This window comes from Fimbriimonadia bacterium (genome assembly GCA_039961735.1).
GTDB lineage: Bacteria > Armatimonadota > Fimbriimonadia > Fimbriimonadales > JABRVX01 > JABRVX01.
Map to the genome: position 1 here is coordinate 1 of JABRVX010000055.1, position 17,738 is coordinate 17,738.

Sequence of the window (17,738 nt, forward strand, 5' to 3'; positions counted from 1 at the left end):
AGACGGCGATGCCACGGCCCAAAACACATCGCTGGGACGGCGATGCCACAGTCCCGAACCCATCGCCGAGACGGCGATGCCACGGCCCAAAACACATCGCCGGGACGGCGATGCCACGGCCCAAACACATCGCCGGGACGGCGATGCCACAGAGCAAGGTCCTTTCTGGCAGTTGGGGGGCGGTGTCGGCTAGAATCCGCCTGACCAATGACCGCCGACCAGTCGAGAATCCGCAACTTCTGCATCATCGCTCACATAGACCACGGCAAGTCCACTCTCGCTGACCGAATCCTAGAGAAGACCGGCGTGGTGCGTGGCGAGGCGCAGGAGCAGATGCTGGATCAGATGGACCTCGAGCGCGAACGCGGCATCACCATCAAGATGACCGCGGTCTCGTTGCCATACACCGCTAAGGACGGCGAGACCTACAGCTTCAACCTGATAGACACCCCGGGCCACGTGGACTTCACCTATGAAGTGAGCCGCAGCCTTGCCGCCTGCGAGGGCGCGCTGCTGGTGGTGGATGCGACGCAAGGCGTCGAGGCGCAGACCATCGCCAACGCCTCCATGGCGATGTCGAACAACCTCGAGATCATCCCCGTCATCAACAAGATCGATCTTCCGGTTGCCGACGTGGAGCGCACCAAGGAGGAGATCGAGCACGCTCTGGCCATCGACGCTTCGGACGCCATCCTGATCAGCGCAAAAACCGGTGAAGGCGTGGACGAAGTTCTGGAAGCGGTCGTGCACCGCATCCCGCCGCCCTTCGGCCACCCGGACAAGCCTCTTCGCGCACTCATCTTCGACAGCCACTTCGACAGCTATCAGGGAGCTGTGGCATACATCCGCGTGGTGGATGGCGCAATCCGCCGCAATCAGAAAATCAAGATGATGGCGACGCGCTCCGTGTATGAAGTCCACCAGGTCGGCGTGTTCCGTCCGAAGATGGAACTGGCACAGGAGCTGACGACGGGCCAAGTCGGGTTCCTGACCGCCGCGATGAAGGAGATTGGCGAGGCCAATGTCGGTGACACCGTGACCGACGCTCTGCATCCCGCCTCCGAAGCGCTGCCCGGATATCGCAGGGCGCAACCGATGGTGTTCTGCGGCCTCTACCCCACCGACGGGGAGAGCTACGAGGACCTGAGGGACGCTATCGAGAAGCTGCACCTGAACGACGCCTCCATCCACTACGAGCCGGAGACCTCGGAGGCGCTCGGCTTCGGTTTCCGCTGCGGCTTCCTCGGCCTGCTCCACATGGATATCGCCCGAGAGCGACTGGAGCGCGAGTTCGGCCTGGACCTCATCCTGACTTCTCCAACCGTGAACTATCGCGTTCACATGACCAACGGCGAGTGGCGGGAGGTATCTAACCCAGCCGAGATGCCGGAAGCGCACTACATCGAACGCATCGAAGAGCCGGTGGTGGACGCCACGATCATCGTCCCGAGCGACTTCGTCGGTGCCGTGATGAAGCTGGCTCAGGAGCGGCGAGGCGCCTTCATCAAAATGGAGTACCCCAGCCACAACCGCACGTTGCTCCACTACAAGCTGCCACTCGCGGAGATCTTGATGGACTTCTTCGACGCGCTGAAAAGCCGAACGAAGGGATACGCGAGCTTAGACTACGAGTTCGCAGGATACGAGCCGAGCAAGATGGTGAAGGTGAACATCCTGCTCAATCAGGAGCCGGTGGACGCCTTGTCTTTCATCACCCACGCCGACAAGGCATATACACGTGCTAGGGCGATGGTGGAGCGGCTGCGCAAGGTGGTGCCGAGGCAGCAGTTCGAGGTGCGCATCCAAGCGGCCATCGGGGCGAAGGTGATTGCTGCGGAGTCTGTCAAACCCTTCCGAAAGCACGTGACAGCCAAGTGCTACGGCGGGGACATCACGCGCAAGCGCAAGCTACTAGAGAAGCAGAAGGAGGGTAAGAAGCGGATGAAGAGCATTGGGGCCGTCGAGGTACCCCAAGAAGCCTTTCTCAGTGTGCTGCAGCTCGACGAGTAGCTACTTCTTGTCCGGCACGCCCGGGTTCCGACCCGTCTTGATCTCGTCAATGTTGGACATGCCGTCCTTGTCCGAGTCCAGCTTGTCGAGGGACTTCAGGATTTCAGCCGTGAGGGTCTTAGCTTTGGCCTTCTTCATGGCGTCGGCCTGCGCCTGACCGTAAGGATTCAGCTTGTTGGTCTTGCCCACATGACAGACCTCGCACTTCAGCTTGGCGAGTTCTCCGGTCGGCTTGTACGTGTCATGAAACAGTTTGACGTACCCTATACGGGCAACCGCGGCGACGGCCATGCAACAGACGAGCACGACGAGCCCGTTGCGAATGATGCTCATACTCTGTCCCCCAGATAACATGCTGTCCAGGTCGGACCTCCCACCTGGACGCCTCTTGTATCTATACCTCGGTCGGAGCCTCGAGGGTGCCTGATCCCATCTCCTGGCACTACGGGGATTGCCCGGGCCGCTCTGTCCGGCGGGAGCCCCGTAGGATCTGCGCTGTGGCATCGCCGTCCCGGCGATGAGGCTGGAACCGTGGCATCGCCGTCCCGGCGATGTGCGTGGCATCGCCGTCCCGGCGATGAGTATCGAAACCGTGGCATCGCCGTCCCGGCGATGAGTATCGGAACCGGCGGGACGCCGGAACCACGCTGCCAGGGCCTGGTCGGAAAGCAGATGTCGGGTGGGTACACTGCGCAGTCGGGGGAATGGGGATGGAACTCGAGAGGCTCGTCGCACCGGACCTAAGGCCGCTGTGTGACAAGGTGCGCAGCGGACAGCGACTCGGCTTCGCGGACGGGCTGCTGCTGTACCGCACGAAGGACCTCACGGGTGTCGGGCTGCTCGCCAACGCGGTGCGCGAACGCCTGCACGGCGATAGGACCTTCTTCATCCGCAACCACCACGTCAACTACACCAACGTCTGTAACAAGTTCTGCAAATTCTGCTCCTTCTATGCCAAGAAGGGCGGCCCGGCCCCCTACACGTTGAGCCCCGAGCAGGTGTGCGAGCGGCTGAAGCGCTATAGCCACGCCCCCATCACGGAGGTTCACATGGTGGGCGGCGTGAACCCGCGACTACCCTACGACTACTACCTAGACCTGCTCCGAGCCGTGAAGGAGGCCAGGCCGGGTGTGCACGTCAAGGCCTTCACCGCCGTCGAGATCGTCGAGATTGCACGCGTGGGCAAGAAGACCGTAGACGAAACGCTGGCCGACCTGAAGGAAGCCGGACTAGACAGCCTTCCAGGCGGCGGTATCGAGGTCCTCAGTGAACGGGTTCACCAAGAACTGTTCCACCGCAAGCTAGATGGCGAAGAGTGGAAGGATGTGGCGCGGGCGGCTGCCCGAGCCGGACTGCCGCAGTACGCTACCATGCTTTACGGACACATCGAAACCGACGAGGAGCGGGTCGAACACCTGCTCCAACTGAGGGACCTACAGGACGAGACCGGGCACTTCCTCGCCATCACCCCTCTCGCCTTCCACCCGGAGGGCACGGAGCTGGAGCACCTGCCGCACACGACGGGCGAGCAGGACCTGCGCAACATCGCCGTCTCCCGTCTGCTGCTGGACAACTTTGCGCACATCAAGTCGTTCTGGATCATGAACACGCCCGCGGTGTCCCAAGTCGCCCAGTGGTACGGTGCAGACGATCTCGACGGTACGGTCCATGAGTACGAGATCACCTATGCGGACGACGCGCCCGGTGAAAAGCAGCAAGCGCTGACCGTTCGGCGCATGATGGACATCATCCGGGAAGCCGGGCGGACCCCGGTCGAGCGGGACAGCCTATACCGGGAGATTCCCCTCGATCCCCAGGAGCTAGAGAGCTCCGCAGCAAGGTCGCCGCTACGGGTGGTAGCGGGCTGACGACGCTAGGGAAGCCTCCCGCTGCATCCGAGAATCTTGATGAGGGCCCTTGGCCCATCTCGGGAGGACTGCTATGCTTCGCACCGACTACCCCCGCCAGGGTCAAGAAGTTCTGTTGCTCGCTCACGATGCCGCTCCGGGACAGGTATTCCCCGGCGGGGTCGCTCGCACCGAGCCACTGACCTTGCGCCTGGTCGGGGCCACGCCTCCGCTGAGACGGGGCGCCCAGGTGTCCGTCCTGTATAGGCTGGAAGGGATGCACCACAAGCTGGGTTGCGAAGTGGTCGAGTGGGTGGTCCGTGGCGACGCCGTGGTGTGTGAGGTAAAGGTTCTCGGCCAGGAGAACTTGGAGAGGCGGCGATCGGAGCGGCTCCCTGCTGCTGACACACCTTGCTCGCTGTCGTTCGTCGCGGGGATCGAAGGCGGCATGGAGGTTGGCAGCCGAGACGCACGACTCGTGGACCTTTCCCAGCACGGAGCGCGGGTCGCCGCCGAGATAGCCCCCACGGTGGGCTGCCTTTACCATCTTACGATTCCGGCACCGGACGAGCCGTCCATCCGCGCGTTGTCCATCTGCACTCGAATCGTCGAGGAAGGCATCTTCGCTCTGGAGTTCGTGGACCTGATCGGCGACTCTGCCGGCACCCTTCGACGGTTCCTGCTAAGGCTCAGACAGGCTGCTGCTTAGCCTCTTCCGGAGACGGGTACCATACTCGGTAACACGGGCCTTTGGCTGCGTGTGCGAACGCACGCCGTAGGGCCTCGTAGTAGTTTGAAGCATGAATTCCTCCGATCCAGCGCAGTCTGGCAATCCATCGGCCGCAGTCGAGCCACTCGAATACACATCGAGCGTCTGCGAGACGCTTGCCCACATCGCCACTGCGTACCCCGACACCAGGCTGCTCACGCTGGGACAGACGGTCTTCTGGGACGAGCCGATCAAGGCCATTTTGCGGCGCGCGCTGGACGACCACGGAATGCCGATTCAGATGCTGCTCGGCGTCCACGACACCGACTACTTTTCCAAGCTGCCTGGGCACGCCGGAGCCGGTGACGGATACCGTCTCCTCCCAAAGAATGACGGCTCGACCAGGGACCTTTGGACTGCTGCGGGGGAGATATCTCAGCTCTTCGGCTGCGAGACCGTCGTTTCGAGGGACCTCTACCTCGAGCACGGTGTTGCGTTCGACCGCATTGCCCGTGACTATCCGGGTGGACGCGACGCGCTGTTGGAGCAGAAGACGGAAGCTTGGGGGTGGCGCGGGCTAGCAAAGGTGGGCGATGACCATCGCGTGGCCGGAGAGATTCCTCTACGCGAGATTGGCACTGCGATCGAATCGCTACTGCGCTGGGGCATCGAGAACACGCTTTCCTGCCTACCGTGTCCCGAGCATCGCGCTGAGGCTCAGCGGTTCGCCGATGACTTGATGGGCTGCGTGCACGAGTTCTGCGTCGAGAACCCCGACTCGACGCTGCGAGATTTGTACGGGTGGTGCCTGCGCCGGATGTACGCTCAGCTATTGCGCTACGGGCCAGAGAACGTTAGGATGGTCGCCACCTCGGAGCTCCTCCGCCTCGATGCCGACACCGCACATCTGCCCCGGTTTCGCCTACTGGACCTGTTTCTGCAACCAGAGACGCGACCTATCTGCGAAAAGGCCTACAACGACGCGCTCGAAGGTGCGGCCATGTACGGTCTGGAGCGCTTCGGCCCAGGCGCCCTACCCTTCGACGTGATCGTCCCCGGACGTGGCCGGGGGACCCTACGGCTGACCGACAAGTACATCGTGATCATGACGCCGCAGCCGATGTTCTTCAGCCTGCGGGCGCCGATCCGTTCTGCCGCGGAACTGGCGGTCCGGCTCTCCGAGGCTTTCGGGGGACCGGTGCCGGTAGTAGGCAAGGCAGTCACGCTCGTAGCGATGCTATCCGCCGAGTTTCTGTTCGTGTTTCACGAGGAAGGCTCGATGTACGTGTCGCGGACGAGGAGAATGAACGACCTGTTGCGAGCCTCGGGAATCCCCATCGAGCAACACCCTATTCTGCGCATTCGGTACGAGACGTGGTCGTCGCTAAGCGCGACGCAGACCTGGATTCGTCTGCCGGAACACCTGGCCAACGCCTTCGGACAGGACGAGATCCAGGGTCCCTCATTCGCACAGCGTTGGCGTGCCGTCGTCGGGGAGCAACGGGCCCTGCTCGACGAGCTGGCAACCATTCACCGGCCGCGAGACCTGATGGCGCTGCTGCAGAGGCGGTGTCGTGGAAGATGGGACGTGTTGCAGCAGGACTACGAGCGCCTGCTGTCCCAGGTGCGAGTGCTGGAGGAACAGGACTCGGCCTCGCGCGAGCAGGTCGCGGCACTCTTTGCAGAGCTTCGCGCCTCCAAACGGGAATACGCCGAACTAGAGCGGAAAAAGGGTGAGGACTTCCGCGCACGCATGAGACCGCTGCTCGATCGACTCGCGGAGGGCGAGGCGGTTGACGCAGAGATAAGGACCGAGGAGGAACGGCGGGCCGCGGAGTTCGACGTTCGTCTGGCGCTGCTGCGCTCGCGGATGCGGGAAGTAAGAGCGGCGATTGCGGACGCCCGCACCCGTCGTCGAGCAGCGTTCGGTTCTTTGGAGGCTCGCGCGGTTCGTGAGGCAAGGCGTGCCATCGAGCGCGAGGCGGACCTTGCTCGGTTGCGCATGGTGAGGAATGCGGTTTTGACAGTCGAGGGGCTGATTCACACCAACCATCGTCCTTCGGCCTGGTGGTTGCCCCTGCTTTCACCCGATGGCGCATGGTTCCGCCGGATGGCGGAGACCGCTCAGATGTACCTGGAGCCGCTGCTGTCGTAGGGTGCGCCTTCGCTCATAGACATGTGGCCCCGGCAGTCGCCGAGGCCACGACTCTCAAGATGAAAATGGAGCTATCTGCGCCTCCGCAGCATCGTCACGACGCCGAGGAACGCGAAGCTCAGCCCCGCAAGCGCGCTCGGCTCAGGCACCGGCGCCCACTCGATGAAGCGGAAGCTTCCTCCCGTCTTCAGTGTCACCAGGCTGCCGGTGACACTGTCAATGCGATAGACACCGTTACCATCGGTGAACATGATGTCACCATTACCTAGCTCGTAGACGCCTCGGTTGCCATTACCGAACGCGTAGAAATTGAGCAAGACGCCCTCGGAGTCGTACTCGTAAATGCCGATAGCCGGGCTAAAGCCCGCCACCAGCACGTTGCCGTTGGCCCTGCGAGCGATCTGTTCCGGGAAGTTGACGTTACCGGCCCCCGTGGAGTCTACGAACTTCCCGAGATACCCGCCCGCGAGGTCGAACCACTCGATGTCGTCGCTCGAGCTGTTGCTGACGAGAACGTCATTCTCGCGGAAATACACGTCGAAGGGGCTGCTGAGGTTCGTCGAGGCAAAGGTACTCTGGCTACCGCCGTCCAGATCGAAACGCTGGATGGTGTTGTTCCAGGTGCCAGAACCGTTGGTCACGTACAGGTATCCGTCTCGAATCGCGATGCCCCGAATGTTGTCAACCCCGCTGCTCGCCAAGTTGGTGATGGTCCGAATGTAGTTGCCCGAGTAGTCGAACTCGTAGATCGCATCAGCGACTTGGTCGCTGACATAGATGGTTCCGCGTGTACTGTCGATGGCGTTGATGGGTGTCGAGAACCCTGAGTAGAACGGTATCACTACGCCGACGTAGATACCATCGTATGGGTCGAACCCGTGCACGACGTCGGCAGTGGAGTCAGGCACCAGAAGCATGCCCTGGGCAAGCGCGGACACGCTGAGGGCTAGTGCACCTGCCAAGGCGCTAAGGAATTTGGACATGTTGTTCTCCTTTTCGCTGTCCGGCCGCCAGGAGGCCGGGTGTCCATCCCTATGAAGCGGAGCGTGCACGAGAAGAAAAGGCACTTACAAGGAAGCACGCACCCTCGCACGAACGCGCGCACTCTCACTTCATTCTAACATGCTTTCGGGTAATCGGCAAGCGCGTTACATAGAGCGTGTGGGATTGCTGGCGAACGCCTGGAATTGGCGGTTGCCGGATGGCACGAGGTTTGCAGGAGCTAGGCCAGGTCGTCGGGAAGGACGCCTAGGGGAGAAAGAAGATGCGCAACCGGTTCCTATTCCTGTCCATGCTCCTGAGCGCCGCAGTGCACTCGCAGACCGTTGTCACGCCGAACGCCGCCCCGTACGATAACCTGTACCCCGGTCCATGGATGGCTCCTGGGCTGGTGGCTGGATATTCCAGCGGAGACGCGCTCCATCTGGGCTATGCTGCCGGGGCCGAGGTCGGCATCTGTGACGATATCCAGCTTGCCGCGGCGGGTCTCGTTACTGGATTCGAGTTTGCATACTACGACTCGCGCACCGGTTTCGGGGTGGACGCACTAGTAAGATTCTACGGCGACATGGGAACGGGGCGGGCCCTTCTCGCCGAGTTCGGCTTCTCCGGTCTTCAGTCGGAGGCTTCGGCGGCCTTCATTGCGGGGGCCGACCTTCGGGGAACGGGGTACGAGTTCGTGGCCCCGCGGGACATCGAGATGGAGATCGTGTTCAGCAACTCGACCGCCATGTGGCTTCTCGCAGACGGCCCAGTAGTCGGGAACAGCTCCGACCTGTTTCGCATTGACGGGTCGGAGTTCAACTTCGGGGGCGGCCCCGCGGCGAACTTCTACTCCAAGGTGTACGTGGTTCCGGAGCCCGGCGCATGCGCAATTCTCCTTGCCGGCTTGCTCCCGCTCACAGCCTCGATGCGTCGCCGAGTGAAGTAGCGCCGGGTTGGGTCTCACTCCTCCTCGACCTGCGTGCGGGATTGCCCACTTCTCCCTTAGTACGGCTAGGTGTCCGATCTCATGCTTACGCCCCATCGGCAGATACATTTTGACTAGCTATATCTTGCGCCGAAGCGAAGCTCATGTTATAATAGGGGTGCTTCAGTGCATTCCGCTCCTTGTCTGGATGGACTGGTTGAGCCTTTGAGGCTGACCTTTCATGACAAAGGAGATTGAAGAATGCGAACTTCAATGGTTATCGCGGCACTGGCTGCGGCGTCTTTCGCATTCGGCCAGTCGCTCGCTTCGTACTCGACTTTCAACGGGCCCATTGGGCAGTTCAACGTCTCTCTGGGGGGTGCTGGGACTGAATCCTACGGCCCGATCATCTCGTACTCGAACTTGGTCAACGCCTTGGGTTACTACTTTCCTGGCCGGGACTGCGGCGATGACCTTCTAATGACTGGGCCCGGGACCGTCAACGGGTTTGCGTTCGGATACTACGACCCGGAAGGGGGCACCGCGTTGACCTCGGTCGACGTCTGGTTCAACAACCTGTACGACGGCTCTTACATCACCGGCTACACGATCAGTGGTCTACCGGGAGACGGCGCGTGGATCGTTTCCGTGGACCTCACCGGATTCGAGTTCTATTCGCCGGACTGGATCCTCATGTCCGTCGGCTTTTACTCCTCCAACAGCCCCGAGGCCGGCTGGCTGATATATGACCCGCCGACGATCGGGTCAAGCCAGGACATGTTCTACATCTGGGCACCCGAGACGCCAGGCTGGTACTGGTTCGGCGGTCCCCCGGTTGTTGCCAACTTCTGCGCGGAGATCGCAATGATCCCCGAACCCGGCACGATTGCCGCACTTGCTACTGGCCTCGGGCTACTGGCCCTTCGCCGCAGGAAGTAGTCTGACTCGGTTCGTTACCGGATCTCATGGAGAGGGCCGCTCTGGGCGGCCCTCTCCGATTGCTGCCGGCCAGAAGAACCCCTGCTTTCCGGCATGCGGATCCATGGCCGCGGACTGGCCCGGGGTCTGCCTCCCAGCGGGTGCCTTGCCCAGATGGCCTCTCGAATACGGTTGGGGGTGACGACTCATGTCTCGGACAAAGGAGATACTCGACCTGCGAACGCTAGTGATCGCCGCCGCATGGACCGCTTGTTCCGTCAGCTTCGGCCAGTCGTTGGCCACTTACAAGACCTTTAGCGGCCCAGTCGGTCAGTTCAAAATCTCGCTCGCGGGTGGCGTGGGCGCATGGCCCGGACATCGTCTACTCGAACACCACGGACCTGGGCTACTACGAACCGGCCGGCGGCAAAGCCCAGAGCACCGTTGACGTCTGGTTCAACGACATGGCCAACGGCAACCATATTACTGGGTACACCATCAGCGGACTGCCCGGTGACGGCGTTCGGATCGTCAGCATAGACCTCACCGGCGGGTTCGAGTTCAGCGCTCCGAACCTCATCCCGATGTCCCTTGGTTTCAATAGCTCGGACAGCCCGGAGGCCGGATGGCTTCTCGCTGATCCGCCCTCGGTCGGAGCCAGCACCGACGACTTCTATAGCTGGACCGATGGCGCGTGGTACCGGTTCGGTGGCAACCCAGTGGTGAACTTCCATACGGAGATCGCCATGGCCCCCGAGCCGGGAACCGTGACGGCTGTGGGTGCGGGTCTCGTTGGCTTGCTCGGCCTTCGCCGACGCAAGTGACGGCAGACCTCTTGCGTATTGCTGAGCGGGGCCGCAGCTGCGGCCCCGCTCAGCCACTCTCGCACCCCCTCCAGGCAAACCAAGCAGGCCTACCTGAAATCGCTGCCTCTACACGGCGATCTTGCGCGAATTCGGGTTCTGTGGTAGAATGTGGTTGCTGCGTTGCTATGCTCCCCTGAGGTGGATGGACCTTACTGCTTTGCTGTGGATGGCCAACCATGTTTCAGACTAAAGGAGTTAGGCAGAATGCGCATCTCTTTGACTCTAGTTGCCATCGCCGCCTGCGTGATGAGCTTCGCTGACGTCTTTCAGATCCCGGACGGTGTGCAGTTCCAGCAGATGACTATTCATCTCGGCTCTGGCGTGAGTGCCGCATATGGCCCGGTCACCGCGTACGACAACACCACCACGAGCACCGGCTTCTACTACACCGGTGGCTCGGCCCAGCGTTGGCCTGCCGACGATCTGCACATGACCCAGTCTGGGTTGGTGAACGGGTTCACGTTCATCTACTACGATCCTGCTGGCGGGACCGCACTGACTCGGGTGCCCGTTCAGTTCTGGGCAAACGATCCTGCAGACGGTACCTTTGGCCCCTCGCTGCAGTCGCTGGTAGTCACCGGCCTCCCTGGCGACGGCGGCTGGATCATTACAGTGGACCTATCCGGCTCAGGCTTCGAGTTCTCTGCCCCGGCGGACATTTGGATGGGCATCGACTTCTTTGCGTCGGATAGCCCCGGTCAGGCCGGCTGGTCCATCTACAATCCTCCCACCGTCGGCTCCAGCCATGACGTGTTCCTCGATGTCGACACGCTGGGTCTGTATTGGTTCGGTGGGAACCCGGTGGCCAACTTCGGGGCCGCGATTTATATGGTTCCGGAGCCAGGCACGCTTGCCGCACTCGGGGTGGGTCTCGTTGGCTTGCTCGGCCTTCGCCGACGCAAGTAGTTTCACGCTGCGTACAAGCATCAACGGCGTGGGGATGGCACTCGAGCGTCCCCACGCTCGTTTTCTTGGGAAGAGGCCATCGGGACTGTCTTATTGACGGGTCGCGATTCGGCGAAGCCCGTGTTACACTGAAGCGAGCGATCACTCGCCGTTACCGAAACGAGGGACCACCGCCTTGAAACGAATACTCGCTCTGTTGCTCTCGGCACTTGCCGTTGGCGTCCAAGCGCAAGTCGTCGGCACCTTCGACAACACGAGGCTGCTGACTGAGGACATGAACCTGGCATCGGGAGACTGGCTTTCCGGGATGCGCGAGTGCTTCCTCAGCCGAGGGGCCCCCATCACGACGACCGGGACACTCACAGCTTCGTACCTGTCGGGTGTAACCGTCTTCTTCACCAGTGAGTTTATCAACCAGGTTCCCTCTGACGACGAAGTGGCGGCGGTTGTCGCGTGGGTGCAAGCAGGCGGTACCCTCGTGGTAACCGGGGAGTGCGGGTGACACGGTAGCACCATCGGCTACAATCGTCTGGTCAACCCCTTCAAGGTGTACTTAGGACCGACGACGTTGCCGGGGACGGGTCAGGTCTTGACCCGACATCTGATAACCGCAGGGCTGACGACCGTCGAGGTGGGCCAGAACGCGCAGCTCGCCGTCCAAGGCCCTCACATCGCTCTGATCAACGATCCCAACGACAAGCTCCTCGCGGCTCTGGTCGAAAACACGCCAGAGACCGGCCTTGGTCGTGTGCTAGTCATCGGCGACATCACGATGTTCACCGACGAGTATCTGAACCCGTACCCCGAGAACCGTCGGCTGGCGAACAACATCGCCGCATGGTCCCTTGGCCTCTCGCGCGAGTTGAGTGGAAACGTGCAGCTCGGCCAGTACAGCCCGTCGCCCGCTGGCATCCCGATCACTCTGAGCGTGTATGCTGGACCGTCGCGCGTGGACGAGGTGGAGACGCAGCTCGATGCGCTCGGCAACTACTGGGCGGCCGTGGAGGCTCAGGGCATCGTGGATGTGGTTGTGAAGCCGTCTCACTGGCTTAGCGTCCGAGAGCGCGACGTGGACCTCGGGGCAAACGGCACGACCGTGAACTTTTCGATCCCGTTCAACGGCGATGCAGACGGGGATGACCTTGTCGGCCTCGCGGACCTAGCACGGATCCTCGTGGTATTCGCAACTAACCTAGACCCGAATGCCGACCTGGACGGAAGCGGCGTGGCGGACCTGCAGGACCTCAACCTCGTCCTCACCAACTTCGCCAAGATGGGCGACGGCTAAGTCTCGCGCAGGACGATCAGCTTCTCCTGAGTCAGATCGCGCATCGAGTAGCGGATGCCGCCGATTCCTAGCCCCGATTCGGCGCGCCCCCCAAAGGGCATCCAATCAACTCGGAATGCGGTGTGGTCGTTGACCATCACCGCGGACGCATCCAACCCTCTTGCCGCGCGCAGTGCCGAACCGATGTCTCGCGTGAACACCGCAGCCTGGAACTTCCACCGCACGGAATTGGCCATCTCGACGGCTTCATTCATATCGTCGTACTCCACCACACAGATCACCGGGCCGAAAACCTCCTCCGTCATCACACGGCTGTCGAGTGGTGGGTTTGCCAGTACCGTGGGGGCGTAGCACTGCGCGCCGACGGCGTGACCTCCGGCGGCGAGGCGGGCGCCTGCAGCAATTGCCTCAGTGACCCACTCGTGAACGCGGTCCACCTCGCGCTTGAGTATGAGCGGCCCGACGTCGGTGTTCGGATCGGCGGGGTCGCCGACGTTCAGCGCCTCGGCCCCGGCGGCAAGCCTGGCAACGGCCTCTTCGAATACGGCGCGGTGCACGAAAACTCGCTGCACGCTGACGCAGACCTGTCCGGCATGGTAGAAGCCGCCCTTCAGCAACGCGGGCACCACGAGATCGAGGCCGGCGGTCTCATCCACGATCACGGGAGCCGCTCCGCCGTGCTCCAGAGCACAGCGCACGCCGGGAGCTAACTTGGACCGCAGGTACCACCCTACCTTCGCACTACCGATGAAACTCAGGAACGCGATCTCGGGCGAAGACGCAATCTGCTCCGCCACGTCGTTCTCGCAGGGAATCGGGAGGGCCCATTCGGGCGGCAACCCCGCATCGTGGAGCATTCGCACATACCGAAGGCACGAGAGCGGGGTGCGTAGGTCGGGCTTTACCAGCACGGGGCAGCCGACCGCGACGGCCGGGGCGACCTGATGTGCGATAAGGTTCAGCGGATGGTTGAATGCACTGATTGCTAGAACAACGCCGATAGGCTCCCGAATAGTGAAAGCCATCCGGCCCTCTGCAGCTGCCGAGGCGGTCATAGGAATTTCCTCCCCGTGCAGTCGCAAGGCCTCCTCTGCGGCGAGCCTCGTCGAGAGGGCCGCCCGCGACACCTCGACCAGAGCGTCTCGCAGTGGTTTACCGCCCTCTCGAGCGATGAGGAGCGCAAGGTCATCCCGCTCCTGCTCGATCCGGGCCGCGACCTCTCGAAGGATACGGGCACGCTCGTAGATGGGCGGCTCCGGGGGCTTCCGTCTTCCGGCGGACACCGCGAGACCAAGCGCTCGGAACGTGCCGTCACCGGTGAGGATCTGGGTCTCGGCCAGGGAGGAGCCATCGTAAGGCGCCCGAACCGCCAGGGTTGCGACTTCATTCGGCCCAATGGCCGGGAGGAACGATGAGAGCTGTGATATCATGGGGAGGTCCCTCTTGTCTGGGGCTTTTGGCAAAAACTGGTTACGTGCGTTTCAGGTTCGACCGATAGGCTGCCGGAACCTTTTCGTGAACTTCTGCACCGGCAGGCAAAACCGAATGCATGGGTAACTTCGTCTTAACAAATGGGATCATCCGGTAAGTAGTGAAGTCCCGGATTTGGCGCCGATACTGTACAATGAACATCGCGTCAATTGGATCGAGCCATCATCTCATCGGTTTTCCTCGATTACCGGGTGGTCACCGGACGCTTAGAAGGAGCAAACACATGATACCGACTGCCAAGCGTGGCTTCACGCTCATCGAGTTGCTCGTCGTGATTGCGATCATCTCGATTCTGGCGGCGATCCTGTTCCCCGTGTTCGCGCAGGCACGCCAGCAGGCCCGCGATACGCAGTGTATGAGCAACGTCAATCAGCTCGGCAAGGCGTTGTACATTTACATCACGGACTACAACGACAAGCTACCCGACTACCGCTTCTACCACCTGGTCCAGGGCGCTGACCAGGACGTGAAGGCTGGCGGCGGCTATGCCTACATCAAGAGCCGGGAGGTCTTCTTGTGTCCGATGGATAAGCGGACGCGTGCGGGCGTGAGCGGTAAGGGCACCTACAGCTACACCTACAACGCCTTCCTCGTCGGCCAGACGCCTGCACAGACCTGGCCGGAGCGACCGGGCCGGAAGTTCAGCAGCTTCCAGGAGCCCGCGCGAACGCCGACCTTCGTGGAAGAGAGGACCTACTGGGAGGACCCGAACTACAACTGGGACATCAACGACCCGGCGTTCATCTACATAGACCGGACCAGCAGCAAGCACGCCGGCAAGGCCAACTCTGGCTTCTTGGATGGACACACCAAGAAACTGCCGCACAGCACGACGGGGCACCAGTGGAACCTAGCTCGCTGGGATGACGGCGTGTTCATGTTCTGCCCGCCGCTGAAGTAAGGCGCGTTCCGCTCCGACGCTCAGTCGCCGGAAGCCGAAGCGAATGCCCTCGGGATCATCCCCGGGGGCATTCTGTCTTGCCGATTCAGCGTTACGGGCGAGCGGGCAAGGCGAAATCCAGGCAGAAGGTTTGGTAGCCCGGACGGGACTCGAACCCGCGACCTTCGCCTTGAAAGGGCGACGTCCTAACCACTAGACGACCGGGCCACATCTACTACTACGAGCACTCACGCTGGCAGATGTATCGGAAAGACTCGCCGTCCACCGACACCTCCACACGAGCCGGACCTCCGCACCGCCGACAGGTGACGTCCTCGGTCCGGAGCAGGATGTAGTTGCTTCGCATGTCCTGCGACACGTACACGTCGTGCAGAAGCCATCCGGACGCGAGCAACTCGTTTGCCGCTGCGGGGCTACGCACCTCGACTACGGCGCGCACACGGTGCAGATCAAAGTCGAAGCCAACGTCTTGCTCCATCCAGCCCCCTTGCGGCGCACACAATGTACCCCACGCCTTCCGGGGCGCGGGGGGAGTATGCACCGCAGGAGCGCGCCGAGGGGCCGACCTACTCCTCAGACGAAGACTGCTTTTGTTCCGGTTCCTTCGGCTCCGGGCCCTTCGGCTTCGTCTCTGCTGGCTTGGATTTCGATGCGGTGGAGCCGCCTTGGAAGGTCCTTGCACCGGCAAAGCGGCTGCTGTAATGGCCGCTGGTGTACGAGTCTATCCGCACGCGACCCTTGCCGCTGGACGCGTGAATGAACTTTCCACCGCCGATCGCAATGCCTGCATGCCCGATGCGAGAGCCGCCGCGAGCCGATTTGAAGAACACTAGGTCGCCCGGCTTGATCTGGTCCTTGGATACCGCCTTGCCAGTCCTAGACTGTGCCGCTGCATTGTGTGGCAGGCTAACGCCATGCAGCTTGTACACGTACCGCGTGAACCCCGAGCAGTCGAAGCCAGCCGTCGATTCGCCTCCATACCGGTAGCGAACTCCCTGGAACTTTGCTGCATAGTCCACGACCGAGTTGCCCGTAGTGCCCGGACGCCGATAGTCAGCGCTGTAGCGCGGTGGCCGGGACGCGTAGCTGCGTCGGTAGGAAACCGACGGTCGGGTGGAAGAAGCATAGTATCGGGTCCGCGGCGCCGGTCGCGACACGGCCCAGGTGGGCATCTCGGAAGCAACGAGCATATCACCTCGCACCCAACCCGTCGTGCCGTGCTGGAAGCGGAGCCGATACCAACCGTCCGCCGCCGCAATCACCTTCGCGGTGGTGAACTTGTCTACCAGCGTGATGCGCTTCGCGGAGTTGCTCGGTGCCACGCGAACGCCTACTCGGTCTGCGTCGAGCATTGCCCAGTTGGAGACACCAGGACCATTCGGTCTCGGCGGCGATAGCGCAGGGAGATCCACGAGCCGGGTGGGGAGAATACGCCCGGGTCCAGGAGCATACAGAACGTCTCCCGGTTTCAGCCGCGCGAAGTTGGCGCCGGGGTTCAGTCGGTGAAGGTCGCTCACGCGGACTGCTAGGTGGTCTGCGATGTTCCAATCGTTATCTCCCTCTCGCACGACGTAACGCACGAGCGGGCTTTTGACTAGCTTTGGCCGCATTGGTGGACGAAGCGGCGGCAGATTGAGAATGCACTTCGTGGCCGATGCCTTCACAGCGGTGACCGGAGTACCGGGCACCTTCAGCGTGGCACCTATTTTCAGCCGTGTCCAGACCACTCCCGGGTTGGCTGCACGAAGAGCGTGCCCGGTCACGCCGAGACGCTTGGCGATGAGAACATCGTTGTCACCCGGCCGAACCTTGTAGATCGACTGGGCTGGAGCCTTGGAACCGGAAGCGGGGCCACTCGAAAACTGGCCCTGAAGCGGATTGTAGGTCAAGAGCGCCCGCGAATCGAGGGGGAAGGGGTGGGCCACACTCTGCCGAGCGATCCCTTCTCTAGCCGTATCCCTCTTGTCCGCGAAGGCGCAACACAAAAAACAGAGCAGCGCGGTGGCTACACTGGTGAATCGGGTAGGCATAGGCGCCTCCTTCCCTGGTGTAGTTGCCCGTGGGTCTGGTCTAACCTCAGACCAGCGCACACTTTACCCGTTGCTAACCGTAATGTCAACCTCGGGCTGTCCGGCCAGGCCCGTCAGCCTTTGGATGGTGCCCAGCCGTTCAAGAGTCAGTTCCGCAATCTTGCTTACATCTAGGTTCTGTCGGTGGATCGGCCAGTTCTTCATGGCCATCAGCCGACCCCGCACAATTGCCTGCAATTTCTGTAGTTCGCCGTCGGACAGCGCTTCCCTCTTTGCGTCCTTCGCAAGGGCGTTCATTTCATCAATCGTCGCGAATCGGATGCCCGGCACCTGGGCCAGGCGCCCGAGCGCCCACCTCAGGTTGCCCAGCATCGTTCGGTACTCGCTCTCCGGGCGTTGGCCTGCCGCACGCCACTGGTTCGGGGGCGGATTCGCGCCTTGGGCAAAGTTCACTCCGTCCCAGAACTCCACGGTCCTCAGCACGCACGGGTGGCCGACGAACACCTCACACCACTCCGCACCGGCCAGGATCCGCTCACGAAGCGAGTCGTGCAGCTCAGTCTGATGTTGTCCCAGAGCGGCCGGGGCGAGGAGAAGCCAGTCGCCGAGATAGAGCCCTGAACCGTACGCAGTGAGTCCGTCGAACTCGTGCAGGTCGGAGCCCGGAGGCGCCGTGTGAGCGTACACGAAGGCCGGGATGTCCAGTTC

General features: G+C 62.1%; 17 protein-coding genes and 1 tRNA gene. 11 read left to right on the forward strand and 7 right to left on the reverse strand.

From position 1 onward, the window contains the following. The first annotated feature begins 207 nt into the window (after positions 1-207). Entirely contained in the window at positions 208-2,010 is a 1,803-nt protein-coding gene (gene lepA / locus HRF45_12125; protein MEP0767269.1) for an elongation factor 4, read from the forward strand. On the opposite strand, the gene HRF45_12130 is transcribed toward lepA, so the two are convergent. Continuing rightward, positions 2,011-2,343 (reverse strand): hypothetical protein, encoded by a 333-nt coding sequence (locus tag HRF45_12130; protein ID MEP0767270.1) that lies wholly within the window; start codon positions 2,341-2,343, stop codon positions 2,011-2,013. A gap of 371 nt (positions 2,344-2,714) precedes the next feature. Here HRF45_12130 and HRF45_12135 point away from each other — a divergent pair, with 371 nt between their 5' ends. The 3 genes from HRF45_12135 to HRF45_12145 all read left to right on the forward strand — a co-directional run bounded on the left by HRF45_12135 (position 2,715) and on the right by HRF45_12145 (position 6,721). After that, positions 2,715-3,878: a CofH family radical SAM protein gene (locus tag HRF45_12135; protein ID MEP0767271.1), complete on the forward strand. Its 1,164-nt coding sequence runs from the start codon at positions 2,715-2,717 to the stop codon at positions 3,876-3,878. Between the two features lie 73 nt (positions 3,879-3,951). Next, a complete protein-coding gene (locus HRF45_12140; GenBank protein ID MEP0767272.1) occupies positions 3,952-4,566 on the forward strand; it encodes a PilZ domain-containing protein in 615 nt (204 codons plus the stop codon). Between the two features lie 91 nt (positions 4,567-4,657). Further along, entirely contained in the window at positions 4,658-6,721 is a 2,064-nt protein-coding gene (locus HRF45_12145) for a hypothetical protein (GenBank protein ID MEP0767273.1), read from the forward strand. 71 nt (positions 6,722-6,792) lie between these two features. Here HRF45_12145 and HRF45_12150 read toward each other — a convergent pair whose 3' ends face one another. Continuing rightward, the gene (locus tag HRF45_12150; GenBank protein ID MEP0767274.1) at positions 6,793-7,704 is read right to left on the reverse strand and encodes a PEP-CTERM sorting domain-containing protein; all 912 of its coding nucleotides are present in this window, start codon (positions 7,702-7,704) and stop codon (positions 6,793-6,795) included. Positions 7,705-7,985: 281 nt separating this feature from the next. Here HRF45_12150 and HRF45_12155 point away from each other — a divergent pair, with 281 nt between their 5' ends. The 6 genes from HRF45_12155 to HRF45_12180 all read left to right on the forward strand — a co-directional run bounded on the left by HRF45_12155 (position 7,986) and on the right by HRF45_12180 (position 12,608). After that, positions 7,986-8,651 carry a hypothetical protein gene (locus HRF45_12155; protein MEP0767275.1) on the forward strand — a complete coding sequence of 222 codons (666 nt, stop codon included), beginning with the start codon at positions 7,986-7,988 and terminating at the stop codon, positions 8,649-8,651. A 240-nt stretch (positions 8,652-8,891) separates the two neighbouring features. Next, the gene (locus HRF45_12160; GenBank protein ID MEP0767276.1) at positions 8,892-9,569 is read left to right on the forward strand and encodes a PEP-CTERM sorting domain-containing protein; all 678 of its coding nucleotides are present in this window, start codon (positions 8,892-8,894) and stop codon (positions 9,567-9,569) included. Positions 9,570-9,901: 332 nt separating this feature from the next. Next, positions 9,902-10,372: a PEP-CTERM sorting domain-containing protein gene (locus HRF45_12165; GenBank protein ID MEP0767277.1), complete on the forward strand. Its 471-nt coding sequence runs from the start codon at positions 9,902-9,904 to the stop codon at positions 10,370-10,372. Between the two features lie 246 nt (positions 10,373-10,618). Continuing rightward, complete coding sequence (locus tag HRF45_12170) at positions 10,619-11,320, forward strand: PEP-CTERM sorting domain-containing protein (protein MEP0767278.1); 702 nt, start codon at positions 10,619-10,621, stop codon at positions 11,318-11,320. Positions 11,321-11,495: 175 nt separating this feature from the next. Next, a complete protein-coding gene (locus HRF45_12175) occupies positions 11,496-11,822 on the forward strand; it encodes a hypothetical protein (protein ID MEP0767279.1) in 327 nt (108 codons plus the stop codon). 87 nt (positions 11,823-11,909) lie between these two features. Continuing rightward, on the forward strand, positions 11,910-12,608 hold the full coding sequence (locus HRF45_12180; GenBank protein MEP0767280.1) for a hypothetical protein: 699 nt from the start codon (positions 11,910-11,912) through the stop codon (positions 12,606-12,608). Here the strand turns inward: HRF45_12180 and HRF45_12185 are convergent. After that, positions 12,605-14,038 (reverse strand): aldehyde dehydrogenase family protein, encoded by a 1,434-nt coding sequence (locus HRF45_12185; protein MEP0767281.1) that lies wholly within the window; start codon positions 14,036-14,038, stop codon positions 12,605-12,607. The two genes, HRF45_12180 and HRF45_12185, sit on opposite strands and share 4 nt — an antisense overlap. Before the next feature lie 284 nt (positions 14,039-14,322). Here HRF45_12185 and HRF45_12190 point away from each other — a divergent pair, with 284 nt between their 5' ends. After that, on the forward strand, positions 14,323-15,000 hold the full coding sequence (locus tag HRF45_12190; protein ID MEP0767282.1) for a prepilin-type N-terminal cleavage/methylation domain-containing protein: 678 nt from the start codon (positions 14,323-14,325) through the stop codon (positions 14,998-15,000). 131 nt (positions 15,001-15,131) lie between these two features. Here the strand turns inward: HRF45_12190 and HRF45_12195 are convergent. The 4 genes from HRF45_12195 to HRF45_12210 form a co-directional block, all read right to left on the reverse strand. Then, a tRNA-Glu gene (locus tag HRF45_12195) sits at positions 15,132-15,207 on the reverse strand. A gap of 10 nt (positions 15,208-15,217) precedes the next feature. Beyond that, positions 15,218-15,478 (reverse strand): hypothetical protein, encoded by a 261-nt coding sequence (locus tag HRF45_12200; protein MEP0767283.1) that lies wholly within the window; start codon positions 15,476-15,478, stop codon positions 15,218-15,220. A gap of 88 nt (positions 15,479-15,566) precedes the next feature. Continuing rightward, positions 15,567-17,030 carry a C40 family peptidase gene (locus tag HRF45_12205; protein ID MEP0767284.1) on the reverse strand — a complete coding sequence of 488 codons (1,464 nt, stop codon included), beginning with the start codon at positions 17,028-17,030 and terminating at the stop codon, positions 15,567-15,569. A gap of 63 nt (positions 17,031-17,093) precedes the next feature. After that, on the reverse strand, positions 17,094-17,738 hold a 645-nt coding region (locus HRF45_12210; GenBank protein MEP0767285.1), incomplete at its 5' end, for a hypothetical protein.

Excerpts from the sequence above, each read along its gene's own strand:
- HRF45_12200 (MEP0767283.1), bottom strand. The coding sequence starts at position 15,478 with ATGGAGCAAGACGTTGGCTTCGACTTTGATCTGCACCGTGTGCGCGCC.
- HRF45_12135 (MEP0767271.1), top strand. The coding sequence starts at position 2,715 with ATGGGGATGGAACTCGAGAGGCTCGTCGCACCGGACCTAAGGCCGCTG.
- HRF45_12140 (MEP0767272.1), top strand. The coding sequence starts at position 3,952 with ATGCTTCGCACCGACTACCCCCGCCAGGGTCAAGAAGTTCTGTTGCTC.
- HRF45_12190 (MEP0767282.1), top strand. The coding sequence starts at position 14,323 with ATGATACCGACTGCCAAGCGTGGCTTCACGCTCATCGAGTTGCTCGTC.
- HRF45_12185 (MEP0767281.1), bottom strand. The coding sequence starts at position 14,038 with ATGATATCACAGCTCTCATCGTTCCTCCCGGCCATTGGGCCGAATGAA.
- HRF45_12155 (MEP0767275.1), top strand. The coding sequence starts at position 7,986 with ATGCGCAACCGGTTCCTATTCCTGTCCATGCTCCTGAGCGCCGCAGTG.
- HRF45_12145 (MEP0767273.1), top strand. The coding sequence starts at position 4,658 with ATGAATTCCTCCGATCCAGCGCAGTCTGGCAATCCATCGGCCGCAGTC.
- lepA (MEP0767269.1), top strand. The coding sequence starts at position 208 with ATGACCGCCGACCAGTCGAGAATCCGCAACTTCTGCATCATCGCTCAC.
- HRF45_12130 (MEP0767270.1), bottom strand. The coding sequence starts at position 2,343 with ATGAGCATCATTCGCAACGGGCTCGTCGTGCTCGTCTGTTGCATGGCC.
- HRF45_12160 (MEP0767276.1), top strand. The coding sequence starts at position 8,892 with ATGCGAACTTCAATGGTTATCGCGGCACTGGCTGCGGCGTCTTTCGCA.
- HRF45_12170 (MEP0767278.1), top strand. The coding sequence starts at position 10,619 with ATGCGCATCTCTTTGACTCTAGTTGCCATCGCCGCCTGCGTGATGAGC.
- HRF45_12150 (MEP0767274.1), bottom strand. The coding sequence starts at position 7,704 with ATGTCCAAATTCCTTAGCGCCTTGGCAGGTGCACTAGCCCTCAGCGTG.
- HRF45_12205 (MEP0767284.1), bottom strand. The coding sequence starts at position 17,030 with ATGCCTACCCGATTCACCAGTGTAGCCACCGCGCTGCTCTGTTTTTTG.